General features: G+C 69.7%; 12 protein-coding genes. 5 read left to right on the top strand and 7 right to left on the bottom strand.

Annotation, left to right across the window (positions count from 1 at the left end):
• Positions 1 to 55: 55 nt before the first annotated feature.
• Positions 56 to 970: an NADP-dependent oxidoreductase gene (locus AJAP_RS04070; protein WP_228694855.1), complete on the top strand. Its 915-nt coding sequence runs from the start codon at positions 56 to 58 to the stop codon at positions 968 to 970.
• On the opposite strand, the gene AJAP_RS04065 is transcribed toward AJAP_RS04070, so the two are convergent.
• From AJAP_RS04065 to AJAP_RS04050, 4 genes are all read right to left on the bottom strand, one after another.
• The gene (locus tag AJAP_RS04065; protein WP_038508259.1) at positions 967 to 1,887 is read right to left on the bottom strand and encodes a MazG family protein; all 921 of its coding nucleotides are present in this window, start codon (positions 1,885 to 1,887) and stop codon (positions 967 to 969) included. The two genes, AJAP_RS04070 and AJAP_RS04065, sit on opposite strands and share 4 nt — an antisense overlap.
• Positions 1,884 to 2,888, bottom strand: coding sequence for a hypothetical protein (locus AJAP_RS04060; protein WP_038508257.1), 1,005 nt, complete (start codon positions 2,886 to 2,888; stop codon positions 1,884 to 1,886). Before AJAP_RS04060 ends, AJAP_RS04065 begins: the two co-directional genes overlap by 4 nt.
• 147 nt (positions 2,889 to 3,035) lie before the next feature.
• Positions 3,036 to 6,590, bottom strand: a complete 3,555-nt coding sequence (mfd, locus tag AJAP_RS04055) for a transcription-repair coupling factor (protein WP_051972336.1) — start codon at positions 6,588 to 6,590, stop codon at positions 3,036 to 3,038.
• Between the two features lie 56 nt (positions 6,591 to 6,646).
• Positions 6,647 to 7,561, bottom strand: coding sequence for an LLM class flavin-dependent oxidoreductase (locus AJAP_RS04050; protein ID WP_038508254.1), 915 nt, complete (start codon positions 7,559 to 7,561; stop codon positions 6,647 to 6,649).
• Positions 7,562 to 7,646: 85 nt separating this feature from the next.
• Between AJAP_RS04050 and AJAP_RS04045 the strand changes: the two genes are divergently transcribed.
• A complete protein-coding gene (locus AJAP_RS04045) occupies positions 7,647 to 8,411 on the top strand; it encodes a helix-turn-helix transcriptional regulator (protein WP_038508252.1) in 765 nt (254 codons plus the stop codon).
• Here the strand turns inward: AJAP_RS04045 and AJAP_RS04040 are convergent.
• Both AJAP_RS04040 and AJAP_RS04035 read right to left on the bottom strand, forming a co-directional pair.
• Positions 8,401 to 8,907, bottom strand: coding sequence for a DedA family protein (locus AJAP_RS04040; RefSeq protein WP_038508250.1), 507 nt, complete (start codon positions 8,905 to 8,907; stop codon positions 8,401 to 8,403). The genes AJAP_RS04045 and AJAP_RS04040 overlap by 11 nt on opposite strands.
• Positions 8,879 to 9,481: a class I SAM-dependent methyltransferase gene (locus tag AJAP_RS04035; RefSeq protein ID WP_038508249.1), complete on the bottom strand. Its 603-nt coding sequence runs from the start codon at positions 9,479 to 9,481 to the stop codon at positions 8,879 to 8,881. Before AJAP_RS04035 ends, AJAP_RS04040 begins: the two co-directional genes overlap by 29 nt.
• Positions 9,482 to 9,612: 131 nt before the next feature.
• Between AJAP_RS04035 and AJAP_RS04030 the strand changes: the two genes are divergently transcribed.
• From AJAP_RS04030 to AJAP_RS04020, 3 genes are read left to right on the top strand one after another with little or no spacing between them, the layout of a single operon-like run.
• Positions 9,613 to 10,779, top strand: a complete 1,167-nt coding sequence (locus AJAP_RS04030; protein WP_038508247.1) for a sensor histidine kinase — start codon at positions 9,613 to 9,615, stop codon at positions 10,777 to 10,779.
• Positions 10,776 to 11,435 (top strand): response regulator, encoded by a 660-nt coding sequence (locus AJAP_RS04025; protein WP_037340667.1) that lies wholly within the window; start codon positions 10,776 to 10,778, stop codon positions 11,433 to 11,435. The genes AJAP_RS04030 and AJAP_RS04025 overlap by 4 nt, the downstream gene beginning before the upstream one ends.
• A gap of 21 nt (positions 11,436 to 11,456) precedes the next feature.
• Entirely contained in the window at positions 11,457 to 12,641 is a 1,185-nt protein-coding gene (locus AJAP_RS04020) for a PQQ-dependent sugar dehydrogenase (RefSeq protein WP_038508245.1), read from the top strand.
• Here AJAP_RS04020 and AJAP_RS04015 read toward each other — a convergent pair.
• On the bottom strand, positions 12,638 to 13,363 hold the full coding sequence (locus tag AJAP_RS04015; RefSeq protein WP_038508243.1) for an SDR family NAD(P)-dependent oxidoreductase: 726 nt from the start codon (positions 13,361 to 13,363) through the stop codon (positions 12,638 to 12,640). The two genes, AJAP_RS04020 and AJAP_RS04015, sit on opposite strands and share 4 nt — an antisense overlap.
• Positions 13,364 to 13,368: the final 5 nt, after the last annotated feature.

Genomic DNA, 13,368 nt, shown 5'->3' with positions numbered 1-13,368 from the left:
ATATCAGTGGAGTGCCTACTTCACAACAGGTACCGACCGCGAAATGCTCATTTCCATGCGGAAGATCCAGCAAGTCTCCTTCGGCGGACCCGGCGTCCTCGAACTCACCGAATCCGAAAAACCCGTTCCGGGAGCGGGCCAGGTCCTGGTGCGCGTCCACGCGGCCGGGGTCAATCCGGCCGATTGGAAGATCCGGAACGGGCTGGTCGTCGGCGAACTGCCACTGACCGTCGGTCTCGATTTCTCAGGTGTGGTGGATTCGGCCGGGACACGGTTCCAGCCGGGGGACGAGGTCTACGGCGTCACCTTCCCGCCGAACGGCTCGTACGCCGAGTACATCGCGGTCAGCGAGGACGCGCTCGCGCCGAAACCCAAAAGTCTCGATCACGTCGAGGCTGCCGCGCTCCCCATCGCGGCACTGACCGCGTGGCAGCCGTTCACCAAGGTGTTCCCGGTCGGACCGGGACACCGCGTGCTCGTCCACGCCGCGGCCGGCGGGGTCGGACATCTCGCCGTCCAGATCGCGAAGGCCCGTGGCGCGTACGTCATCGGAACCGCCAGGGCGGCGAACCACGCGTTCCTGCGCGACCTCGGCGCCGACGAACTCATCGACCACACGGCCGACGATTTTTCGAAATCGCAGGTCGTGGACGTCGTACTGGACCCGATCTCCGGGGATTACGGTCCCCGGTCGCTCGACATACTCGAACCGGGCGGTTCGCTGATCGACATCGTCGGGCACGGCCCGGACCGGACGGAGGTCCGGCGGAAAGCCGCGGAACTCGGGGTCCGTTTCGACGAGTTCTACGTCTCCCCGTCCGGAACCGATCTGGCCGAAATCGCCACTCTGGCCGACGCCGGTTCACTACGCGTCTCGATCGCCGAGGTCCTCCCCCTCGCACAGGCGGCGAAGGCACACGAACTGAGCGAGTCCGGACGCGTCCGGGGCAAACTCGTGCTGACGATCTAGCTCGGCCAGAACTTGCGCCAGCCGTCGGCCTCAAGCGTCGTCGGCTCCAGGCCGGCGTCCCGGGCGGCCTGTTCGGCGTCCCGGATGTCGCGCGCGAACCGCTTCGCGACGGCGCGGAGCTCGCCTTCGGGATCGATCCCCGCCCGGCGCGCGGTCGCGGCCACCCGGAACAGCTGGGCCGCCGCCTCGGCGCCGTCGGGGAACAGGTCGAGCGGGATCCCGGCCCGGCCGCTGCGCTGGCCGAGCTTCCCGGCGAGCGCCACGGCGGGCTGCCCGAGCGCCACACCGTCCACAATGGACTGACGGCTCTTCTCGGCCTGCTTCAGTTCTTCCCATTTGAGGTTCTGATCGCTGACGGTCTCGACCCGCGGAGCGTCGGCGAAGACATGCGGATGACGCCCGACGAGTTTTGCGACCAGATCGGAAGCGACCTCGTCGATCCCGAACGGATCGGCCGCGTCCTCGACGGCGACGCGTGCGTGGAAGAGCACCTGGAGCAGGACGTCGCCGAGCTCCTCGCGCAAGGCGACCCTGTCGCCCTCCTCGATCGCGTCGAGCAGCTCGTAGGTCTCCTCGACCAGGTACTGGCGCAGCGATTCGTGGGTCTGGACGGCGTCCCACGGACATCCGCCCGGCGAACGCAGGCGGTCCATCACCTCGGCGGCCTCGACCAGCGGCGGAACAGGTCCTTCGATCACCCGCGCACCCGCCCTGATCAGCGCCGCGGCCTTGGCTTCCCGGCGCGAACCCGCGATGAGCACGAGGTCGCGGACCTGCGTGTCACCGAGCGCGGGCACCCCGAAAACGTCGGGATCGACATCGGAAGCCGCGTACACGGCGGCGCTGCTTCGCAGGATCGGGAGTGCCGCGGCGGGCAGTGTCGCCCCGCGGGCGATCACGACGACGGCAGCGGTCACGGGTTTTGCGGCGCGGCACCGTGCACAGGCAGCACGATGCCCTTCTTCGAAGCTTCGTTGGGCGCGAGGTCCATGCCGACAACATCCCACACGCCATAGCGCGGGTTCACCTTGAGGTCGACCTGGTCGAGGTACGGCTGGAGGAGCCGGATACCCACTCCTGCCAGCTGCTGAGCGGTCGGCTGCGTGGCCTGGTCCGACGCGACGGGCTTGTCCGCGGCCCGCTCGCGCATCACGACGACGACCCAAAGCGGCTGCTGCGGTGTCGGCTGGAAGGCGGCGACGGTGTTGGGTTCGAGACCGAACAGGACGGTGGCCGCGGTCGCGGGCGACTGCATCGCCGGCAGCTTCTGGCCGGTGCCCGCCTGCGTGTCGGCGGTCTGCTGGTCCTGCGCGATCAGCTCGGCGGCCGCGTTCGGCGACGCGGCGAACTTCTTGGCCTTCTCGATCGCCTGCTCGCGCAGCTTGTCCGCGTCGGAACCGGTGGCGTCGGTCGAGGAGACCGAGCTGAAATCGAACGTGACGGTGAGCTTGTCGAGGTACTTCATCGCGAGCTGGGTCTGCAGCGCCGCGTCGACCAGGGCGTCGCGGTGGTCCCGCACCCGCGCCACGAGCTGCTGGACGCTCAGCGCGGGATCGTTCTGCGGGTTGGCCTCCATCGGCTTGGCCAGCGGGTCGTTCTGCAGCGCGTTCACGACGAGGGACTCGTCGACCCGGACGCCTTCCCGCTGAGCGGCGCGCTCGGTGAGGTCGTGCAGGATCTCCTGCCGGACGATCTCGCGGCCGACGAGGTCGAGCTTGTGCTCGCTGGCGAGCTGCTGCCCGTACGGGTGTTCACGGACGGCCTTGTCGATCAGCTGCTGCACGCGATCCACCGAAACGGTTTTGCCGTCGATGATCACCGCGGCACCGACCTGCCCGGGGCCGGCGTTGCATCCGGCGAGAAGGAGAGAACCGGCAAGAACCCCGACCAGCGCGCGACGGCGCCCCATGATCCGCATCACAGGGCCTACCCTCTCATACCGGCCCCGGCGAGAGAACCAGGTCATAAGTCGCGATTCGGCTTCTCGCGAGCACCGAAAGTCCGTGAAGGCCTCCTTGACGGACTCTGGGTCCCTCAAGGAGGCCTTCACGGACAGGCACGCCGTCTACGCGACGGGTGCCGGCGACTTCATCAGATTCGTCAGCAGCTTCGCGCACCAGTCCAGCAATTCCTCGTCGCGCAGCGCCGGGGCGCCCATACGACCACCGGCAGGGCCCTCCGTCGGCTTCGGCACGGAGACCGTGTTCGTCACAGCCTTGTAGAGAGCCTTGGGGTACAAGCGCTTCAGCCGCACCATCTGCGAATCCGCCAGCGGCAGCGGCGCGAACCGGATCGACGTGCCCTGGACGGCGACCTCGGTGACGCCCGCCGCACGGCAAGTGTGCCGGAACGCGGCGACCGCGAGCAGCCTCCGCACCGGGGCGGGCGGCTGACCGTAGCGGTCGATCAGTTCCTCGCGCACGGCGTCGAGCCCGGCCTGGTCGGGAGCGGCCGCGATCTTGCGGTACGCCTCCAGCCGCAGCCGCTCGCCCGGCACGTAGTCGTGCGGGATGTGCGCGTCCACCGGGAGATCCACGCGGACCTCGGCGAGCTCCTCCTCTTCGGAGGTTTCAGCGCCCGCGTGCCGGCGGAACGCGTCGACCGCTTCGCCGACGAGCCGCACGTACAGGTCGAAACCGACTCCCGCGATGTGCCCGGACTGCTCCGCGCCGAGGATGTTGCCCGCGCCGCGGATCTCCAGGTCCTTCATCGCGACGGCCATACCCGCACCCAGTTCGGTGTTCTGCGCGATGGTCGCGAGCCGGTCGTGCGCCGTCTCGGTGAGCGGTGCCTCCGGCGGATACAGGAAGTACGCGTACCCGCGCTCGCGCCCACGCCCGACCCGGCCGCGCAACTGGTGCAGCTGCGCGAGCCCCAGCAGGTCACCGCGTTCCACCAGCAGCGTGTTGGCGTTCGAGATGTCCAGCCCGGTCTCGACGATCGTGGTGCAGACGAGCACGTCGTACTCGTTCTCCCAGAAACCCTGGATGATCTTCTCGAGTTTCTCCTCGTTCATCTGCCCGTGCGCGGTGACGACGCGCGCCTCCGGCACCAGTTCGCGAATGCGCTTCGCGGCCTTCTCGATCGAGGAAACCCTGTTGTGCACGTAAAAGACTTGGCCGTCACGCAGCAGCTCGCGCCGGATCGCGGCGCCGACCTGCTTGTCGTCGTACGCGCCGACGTAGGTCAGGATCGGGTGCCTGTCCTCGGGCGGCGTCAGGATCGTGGACATCTCGCGGATGCCGGCGAGCGACATCTCCAGCGTCCGCGGGATCGGCGTCGCCGACATGGTCAGCACGTCGACGTGGGTCCGCAGCGCCTTGATGTGCTCCTTGTGCTCGACGCCGAACCGCTGCTCCTCGTCGACGATCACCAGGCCGAGATCCTTGTACCGGATCCCGGTCTGCAGCAGGCGGTGCGTACCGATCACGATGTCGACGTCGCCCGCGGCCAGCTGCTCCAGGATGGCGTCGGACTCGGCCTTGTTCGTGAACCGTGAAAGCCCCTTGATCTTCACTGGGAACGAACTCATCCGTTCGGTGAAGGTGTTGAGGTGCTGCTGCGCGAGCAGCGTCGTCGGCACCAGCACCGCGACCTGCTTGCCGTCCTGGACGGCCTTGAACGCCGCGCGCACCGCGATCTCGGTCTTGCCGTAGCCCACGTCGCCGCAGATGACGCGGTCCATCGGGACGCCGCGTTCCATATCCGACTTGACCTCGTCGATCGCGGCGAGCTGGTCGTTGGTCTCGGTGAACGGGAAGGCGTCCTCGAGTTCGCCCTGCCACGGCGTGTCCTGCGCGAACGCGTGCCCCGGCGCGGCCTGCCGCGCGGCGTAGAGCTGCACGAGTTCGGCGGCGATCTCCTTGACCGCCTTCTTCGCCTTGGCCTTGGTGTTCTTCCAGTCCGATCCGCCGAGCTTGTTCAGCGTGGGCAACTCGCCACCGACGTAGCGGGAGACCTCGTCGAGCTGGTCGGTCGGGACGAACAGCCGGTCCCCCGGATGCCCGCGTTTGGAGGAGGCGTACTCCAGCAGCAGGTACTCGCGGGTCGCGCCGGCGACGGTGCGCTGCACCATTTCGACGAACCGGCCGATGCCGTGCTGATCGTGCACGACGTAGTCGCCCGCCTTGAGGGCGAGCGGGTCGACGGCGTTGCGGCGCCGCGACGGCATCTTGGTGCTGAAGTCCTTTGTGGACGTTCCGGCGCCCGAGCCGCGACCGGTGAGGTCCGATTCGGACAGCACCACGAGGGCGCGCTCCGGCGACACGAAACCGTCCGACAGACCGCCGCACGTCACCGTCACGACGCCGGCCGTCAGCGGACCGGTGATGCCTTCGGCGAGCGACGCGGGGACATCTCCCGCCGACAGCTGCTCGACGGCGCGGGCCGCGGTGCCGTGCCCGGCGACGACGAGCACGGCCGTCCCGCCCGCCGCCGTGTGGGCGCGCAGATCGGTCGTCGCGCGCTCGACCTCGCCGCGATAGTTCGGCGCGGCCTCGATCGAGACGCGGTAAACGTCGGGATCGTCGCTCGCCAGCTGCGTCAGCGTCCACCAAGGGCGCTTCGTCTCCTGAGCGTGCTTCGCGATCTCCGCGAGGTCCCGGTACGCGGACGCCCCGAGGTCGATCGGCGCCTGACCGCCCGCGGCGGCCGTGGTCCAGGACGCTTCGAGGAACTCCTGCCCCGTGCGGACCAGATCGGCCGCGCGGGCGCGGATCTTCTCCGGATCGGCCAGCAGGACGTGCGTGCCCTGGGGCATCGCGTCGGTCAGCAGGTCCAGCTCGCCCTCGCACAGCACGGGGATGAGCGCCTCCATGCCCTCGACGGGGATCCCGCCGGAAAGCTTGGTGAGCATCTCGGTGAGCTGCGCGTCCGCCTCGTACGTCGTCGCGAGCTCGGCGGCCTTCGCGCGGACCGGCTCGGTGAGCAGCAGCTCACGGCACGGCGGCGCGCTGACGTGCTGGATCTCCCCGGGCAGCGAGCGCTGGTCCGACACCGCGAACGCGCGGATCTCGCTGACCTCGTCGCCCCAGAACTCGACCCGCACCGGATGCTGCGCCGTCGGCCCGAACAGGTCGAGGATGCCGCCGCGCACGGCGAACTCGCCGCGCTTCTCGACCATGTCCACCCGCGTGTACGCGAGCTCGACCAGCCGCTCCAAGAGCCCTTCGAAGCTCTGCTCCTCGCCGACGACCAGGTCGATCGGCGCGAGCGAACCGAGCCCGGGCGCCATCGGCTGGATCAGGCTGCGGACGGTCGCGACGACGACGCGCAGACCGTCCGAGCCCGTCTTGAGCCGGTGCAGCACCTCCAGCCGCCGCCCGACGGTGTCCGCCCGCGGGGACAGCCGCTCGTGCGGCAGCGTCTCCCAGGACGGGAAGTCGACGACGGCGCCTTCGCCGAGGAACGACTTCAGGGAAGCGGTCAATTCGTCCGCCTCGCGGCCGGTGGCCGTCACCGCGAGCACGGGGCGGCCGGCGCCCTCGTCCGCGGCGAGGGCACCGGCGACCAGCTGGCGGGTGGCGATCGCGCCCTGGAGTTCGAGCACCGGGGCACCGGCCCGCTCTACGACCCCGCGAAGGGCCGGATCGGGAAGGATGGAATGAAGGAGTCCGGACAATGGAGCGTTTGTCACCGTCCCAGCCTACGTGGGGGCACCGACAGTCCGCCGCGCGATTACCGGGGCAAGGCGTCGAACACCTTCGGGAGCTGCTCGTCGAACTCGGCCGGTTCCTGCGTCGCGATACGGATCAGCATGTGTTCGGCACCCGCGTCCTGGTACTCGCGCAACCGGTCGGCGACCTGCTCCGGGCTGCCCGCGACCAGCATTTGGATCTTCTCGACGAAGTCCAGCGGGACGCCGTAGTTCCGCTGTGCGTAGTCCTCCAGCCGCTCGCGTGCCCTGATCGGGTCATCCTCGATGAGCACCGTCGCGAACAACGCCGGTGTCACGGGGCGTACGGCCGTTTCGCGGATCTTCGCGAGGCCGTCGGTGTAGTCCGCGACGTCGGGCGGGTACGGCAACCAGCCGTCGTAGAGCCGCCCCGCACGCTTCAGCGCGCCCGGGGTGAAGGCGGCAAGCCACACCGGCGGGCCACCGGGACGGTGCGGTTCCGGGTACTCCGGCAGGGCGTCGTAGTGCAGCACGTCGCCGTGGAACGGGCCACTCTTCCCGCTCCAGACGTGCCGCCACAACGCGACGATGTCGTCGAGGCGGGCGCGGCGGCGTTCCCACGGGACCCGGGTGAACGCGAACTCGGGTTCGCTGCGACCCGCGAATCCGGCACCGACGCCGAGCGTGACGCGGCCCTGGCTGAGGAGGTCGAGTGAGAGGATCGCGTTCGCGGAAAGGAGCGGATCCCGCAACGCCGGCAGCAGCGCGGCGGTGCCGAGGGTGACCCGCTCGGTTCTGGCGGCGAACGCGCCGAGCAACGTCAAGGAATCGATGGGCGCCTTCGCGAGAGTGTCGCCGACCCAGACCGAATCGAAGCCGAGGCGTTCGGCTTCGACCGCGACGGCGACCATTTCCGGCGCGGTGCGCCCGGCGTCGAGGGTGGACCGATAACTGGGGACGACCAGACCGAATTTCATGCCGGAAGCATCTCCGCGGCGGGGAATCGTCTCAATTCCTTCGAGGGAATGGCGACGCCGACGACGTCTCGGCCAAGATGACGCCATGGTTTCCGGATTCGGCCCCGCGCTCCGGGGCTGGCGCGAACGACGGCGGCTTTCCCAGCTGGAGCTGGCGATCCGGGCCGGGACCACGCAACGGCACGTGAGTTTCCTGGAAGGCGGCCGGTCGATCCCCGGCCGCGGCCTGGTGCTGCGGGTCGCCGAATCGCTCGAACTGCCCCTGCGTGAACGCAACGGCCTCCTGCTCGCGGCCGGGTTCGCCCCCGGTTTCCCCGAAACCGAATTGGACGATCCGAGCCTGCGGCCGGTCCTCGACGGTATGCGGCGGCTGCTCGACGGGCACCGCCCGTATCCGGCCATCGTGGTCGACCGCTACGGCGTGCTCGTCGCCCGCAACGACGCGCTCGACCTGCTGTTCGAGGACGTGGCGCCGGAACTGCTGGAAGAACCTGTCAACACCCTGCGGCTCGCGCTGCACCCGAAGGGGATGGCGCCGAGGGTGCGCAACCTCGCGGATTGGGCCCGGCACATCCTGGAGCGGTTGACCCAAGAGATCGCCCACGCGCCCGACGAGCGGCTCACCGCGCTGCTGGCCGAACTCGAAGGTTACGTTCCGGCTCCCGGTCCGCCTGGGCCCGATCATCTCGGTTTCGCGGTGCCGATGCGCCTGTCCACTTCCGCGGGCGAACTGCGGCTGATCACGGCCATCACGACGTTCGCGACCGCGGCCGATGTCACGGTTTCGGAATTGAAACTGGAGACGTTCCTCCCCGCCGACGCCGAGACGGCGGCGATCCTCACCCGCTGACCCAAGCTCCCGCGTGGCCCAAGAACAGCTCGGCGCACGCCCACACGACGGCCGCGCAGACACTGCCGGGCACGAACCGCCGGTACGGCATCTCGGCGGCTCCCGCGATACGCGGCACGACGGTCCGCACCCCGGCCAGGCAGCGGCCGGCGATCACGGCCGGGACGCCGAACCGGGCGACGGCCCGCTCCACGCGCTCCCACCGATCCCGGCCGAACCGCCGCCCGAACCGCGTGGTCCGCAGCCGCGGGCCCAGCCGCCGCCCCTCCAGGAAGGCGATCTGGTCGCCCGCCACGGCGGCACCGATCGCGACCGTCAACGCCATCGGCAGGTCGAGCGTGCCCCGTCCGGCGAGGAACCCCATCAGCAGCAGACTGGACAACGTCGGCAGCACGATTCCCGGCAGCAGCGCGGTTTCCAGGAAGATCAGGGCGCCGCAGACGAGGTAGACGAGCACGGGCGGCGACTCAAGAAGCGGCCGCAGCAGGCTGTCCACGACGCCTCCCCGCCTTCTGTGGCAGCGCCGCGCGATGTACGAAGGCGGGCGGCAGGTTCGGCCAGACCAACGGGGTCCGGCCGGTCACAGCGAACCGGTCCCGCAGCGCCGCGCCGAACCTGCGGGCGGGCGTCGTCCAGGCCGCGTGCGCGTAGGCGAACGTCGTGAACCGTCCATGCGGCGCGAGGATCTCCGTGACCTGATCGAGGATCCGCAGCTGCCGTTCACCGGGCATGACCGTCCACGGCAGCCCGGAGACCACGACATCGGCGGCCTCGTCCACATACGAAAGCAAGTTTTCGGCGGACCCCTCGACGACCTCGACGTCCCCGTGCCGGGACCGCAGTTCCCGCGCCAGCCGCGGATTGATCTCGACCGCGATCAGCCGCGCGCCCGGTGGCAGGCGACGGACGACGGCGCCGGTGAACACACCGGTCCCGGGGCCGAGTTCGACGACGAGCCTGGCGCTTTCCAGGCCGAGGCCCGCGGTCATGGCCTCCGCGAGTTTCGGGGAGCTGGCCGCGACGGCCCCGGTCAGGACGGGATGGCGGAGGAATTCCCTGGTGATCGACATGTTCCCGACGCTAGGAACGGGTTTCGTCGCTCCGCGTCGGCTTCGTCGGCCGATTCCGTCCTCCCGTGGGAGGACCCCGGGAGTACCCCAGGACGACGCGCTCCCGTGCCGGGCGGGGTTACGTTCGAACGGTGCAAAGGCTGCTCGACCGGCTCCGCGCCCACCCGTGGGTGACCGACCTTCCCCTGTACGCGTGGTTCGTCTTCCTCGCGCCGACAGGATCGTCGTCGGCCCCCAAGGCCGTCCTGCTGGTGCCGTACCTCTTCCTCGTCCCGCTGCTCTGGCGGCGGCGCCACCCCGAGATCGTCGCGGTGCTGATCGTCGCCGGGGTCACCGCGCAGTACACGACGGAGCTGTGGGCCTACGACCGCGGCCGGGGCGAACTGGCCATGGCCGTCGCGCTCTACACGCTGGTCCGCGCGGGGAACCGCCGATTCGCCGCGCTGATCGCCGGCGCGATCGTCATCCTCGACGTCACGTGGGGTCTCGCCTGGGGCGTCACCACCGAACAGGGCTCCTGGCTCGCCATCGGCGCGACGATCCCGCTGCACGTCGCCGCTTGGGCGCTCGGCGAGTTCCTCCGTGCGCGGCAACGGCTTTCGGCGGAGGAAGCGACGAAGGCGGAGCTGGCCGCGTCCGAACAGGAGGCCCGCGCCCGGGCCGCCGTCGCCGAGGAACGCACCCGCATCGCCCGCGAACTGCACGACGTCCTCGCGCACAGCGTGAGTGTCATCGTGATCAACGCCGAGGGCGCGAAACTCATGCGCGACAAGGATCCCGAGGTCGTCGACCGGACACTCGACACGATCGGCAAGGCGGGCCGCGACGCGCTCGCCGAGCTGCGCCGTCTGCTGGAAGTCCTCCATGCCGGCGAAGCCGCCCGAAGCCCGCAGCCGACCGTCGCGGAGCTTCGCGACCTGGTCGCGCAGGTCAGCGCGAGCGGACGGGAGGTGGATCTCCAGGTCACCGGGGACGCCGAGGGGTTGCCGCCGAGCGCCGCGCTGCAGGCGTACCGCATCGTCCAGGAGTCGCTGACCAACATGATCAAACACGCGCCGGGGGACGCGAGCGGCCAGGTCGAGATCGATTTCGGCCAGGGCGGCCACCGCCGGAACGTCCGGATCGAGGTGACGAACACCGGCGGCAGCGAACCCGTCGCGCCGCGGCTCCCGTCGTCCGGCCGGGGGATCGCCGGCATGACCCAGCGCGTCGAGATGTTCCACGGCACCCTCGACACCGGACCTACCCGCGACGGTGGCTACCGGGTCGCCGCGAATCTGGTGGTGGAGGCGGGATGACGGCGGTGAAGGTGCTGATCTGCGACGACCAGGAACTGGTCCGGGTCGGGATGGGGATGATCGTCACCAGCCAGGACGACCTGACCGTCGCGGGCGAAGCCACCAACGGCGCCGAAGCGGTCGAGGCCGCCGAGAAGCTGCGGCCGGATCTGGTCCTGATGGACGTCCGGATGCCCGTGCTCGACGGCGTCGCGGCGACCGAGCGGATCTGCCGGTCGCTTCCGGACACCCGGGTCCTGATGATCACCACGTTCGACCTCGACGAGTACGCGTATGCCGCGTTGCGTGCCGGTGCCAGTGGTTTCCTCGTCAAGGACGCGCCCGCCGACGAGATCCTCGTGGCGATCCGCGGTGTCCTCCGCGGCGACTCGATGGTCTCCCCCTCGGTGACGAAACGGCTGCTCGACCGCTACCTGGCCGACGAACGGGACGCCGGTGAGAGCGCGCGGCTCGAAACGCTGACCGAACGCGAGAAGGACGTCCTCTCGCTCATCGCGCGCGGCCTGACGAACTCCGAAATCGCCGCGAAGCTCTACATCGGGGAGACGACCGTGAAGACCCACGTCGGCCGGATCCTCGCGAAGCTCTCGTTGCGCGACCGTGTGCACGCGGTCGTGTTCGCCTACGAAAGCGGTTTGGTTCGCGCGGGCGGTTGAGCACGGTGGCATGCTGATGTCATGCGCACTTCCGCCGTCGTCGCGTTCGCTTCCCTGTCCTTGCTGGTCACGGCCTGTTCCGGGGCGTCGAGCGAGACGGTGCAGAGCGCGCCGCCGGTCACCTCGAAGCCCGCGGTGTCGAAGCTGAAGGTCGAGCAGGTGACGGCCGGGCTCGAACACGGCTGGGACGTCGGTTTCCTGCCGGACGGGAAGATCCTCGTCACCCAGCGCCCCGGGAAGCTGGCCTTGATCGAGGGCGGCGCGAAGCGTGACGTCGCCGCGGACTTCTCCGATGTCCACGTACGCGGCGAAGGCGGCCTGATGGGGATGGTGATCAGCAAGGACTTCGCGACGTCACGCGAGTTCATCACCTGCCAGACCCACAAGGAAGGCGACAAGGCCGTCGACATCCGGCTGGTCACCTGGCGGCTTTCGGACGACGGCGCGAGCGCCACGAAGGTCAAGGACCTGCTGACCGGCCTGCCGGTGAACCCCAGCGGCAGGCATTCCGGCTGCCGTCCCGCGTTCGGCGCGGACGGGGCGCTCCTCGTCGGCACCGGCGACACCGCCCGCCCGCAGCACCCGCAGGACCGGACGAGCCTCGGCGGCAAGGTGCTTCGCGTCGACGCGAAGACCGGGAACGCGTTGCCGGACAACCCGTTCGCGAAATCCGCGAACCCGAACGAACAGCGTGTGTTCACGTACGGGCACCGTAACGTCCAGGGCGTCACGGTCCGCCCGGGCACCGGGCAGGTGTTCACCGCGGAGCACGGGCCGAGCATCGACGACGAGGTCAGCCTGGAGACCGCGGGCGGGAACTACGGCTGGGACCCATCCAAGGGCGGCACCGAGACCAGCTATGACGAAAACGTCCCGATGACGGACAAGCAGCGCTTCCCGGACGCCGTCAGTCCTTTGTGGACGACCGGCGAGATCACCGAGGCGATCTGCGGCGCCGAGTTCCTCACCGGCTCGCAGTGGGGAGCGCTCGAAGGTTCGCTCGCCGTGACGGCGCTGAAGGGACAGAAACTCCTGCTGTTCCGCCTCGACGACGCCGGCAAGGTCACCGAAGTGACGCTGCCGCCGGAGTTCGACGACAAGTTCGGCAGGCTGCGCGCCGTCCGCAGCGGTCCGGACGGCGCCCTCTACATCACCACTTCGGAAGGCCAGGACGACAAACTGCTGAAGGTCACGCCCAGTGCCTAACGGCCGAGGTGAGCTCCGCCGTTGACGTGGACGATCTGCCCGGTGACGTGCCGCGCCTCCGGGCTAGCCAGGAAGGCGACCACTTCGGCGACGTCCGCGGGCTCGCCGGCGCGTTTGGTCAGCGTGTTGCCGATCAGCCACGCCCGGCGCTCGTCGGAGAGCTTGCCCTGGAAGAACTCGGTGTCGCCGACCAGCCCGGGCGCGACGATGTTCGCGGTGATCCCGCGCGGACCGAATTCCCTTGCCACGTCGACGTTCCACGCCTCCAGCGCGGCCTTGGCGGCACCGTAGGAGCCCGCCCCGGTGCGCGCGGCGATCGAACCGATGGTGACGATCCGCGCCCCGTCGGCGAACCTTTCCCGCAAGGCACGGGTGACCAGGACGGCGGTGAAGACGTTCGCGTCGAGATTCGCCTGCCAGTTCGCGGCGAACGACTTCAGGTCTTCGGCCTGCCCGCCGCGGAAGTCGGTGTTCCCGCCCGCGTTGTTGACCAGGACGTCGACGCGCTCCGGCAATTCGGCCAGTGCCCGTTCCACCGCCTCCGGATCGGCCGCGTCGAACGGGACCGGGTTCGCGCCGAGCAACGTGGCGGCCTCGGTGAGGACCTGCTCGCGACGGCCGGTGATCGTCACCCGATCACCTCGCGCGGCGAAGGCCGCCGCGACCGCGTAGCCGATTCCCGTTCCGCCGCCGGTGACCACTACTTCCCTGTTCTGCCCCATGTCTC

The organism is Amycolatopsis japonica (genome assembly GCF_000732925.1).
In the GTDB taxonomy this organism is placed as follows: domain Bacteria; phylum Actinomycetota; class Actinomycetes; order Mycobacteriales; family Pseudonocardiaceae; genus Amycolatopsis; species Amycolatopsis japonica.
Note: the sequence above shows the minus strand (reverse complement) of the source record. Positions and strands in the feature narration are given on the sequence as shown.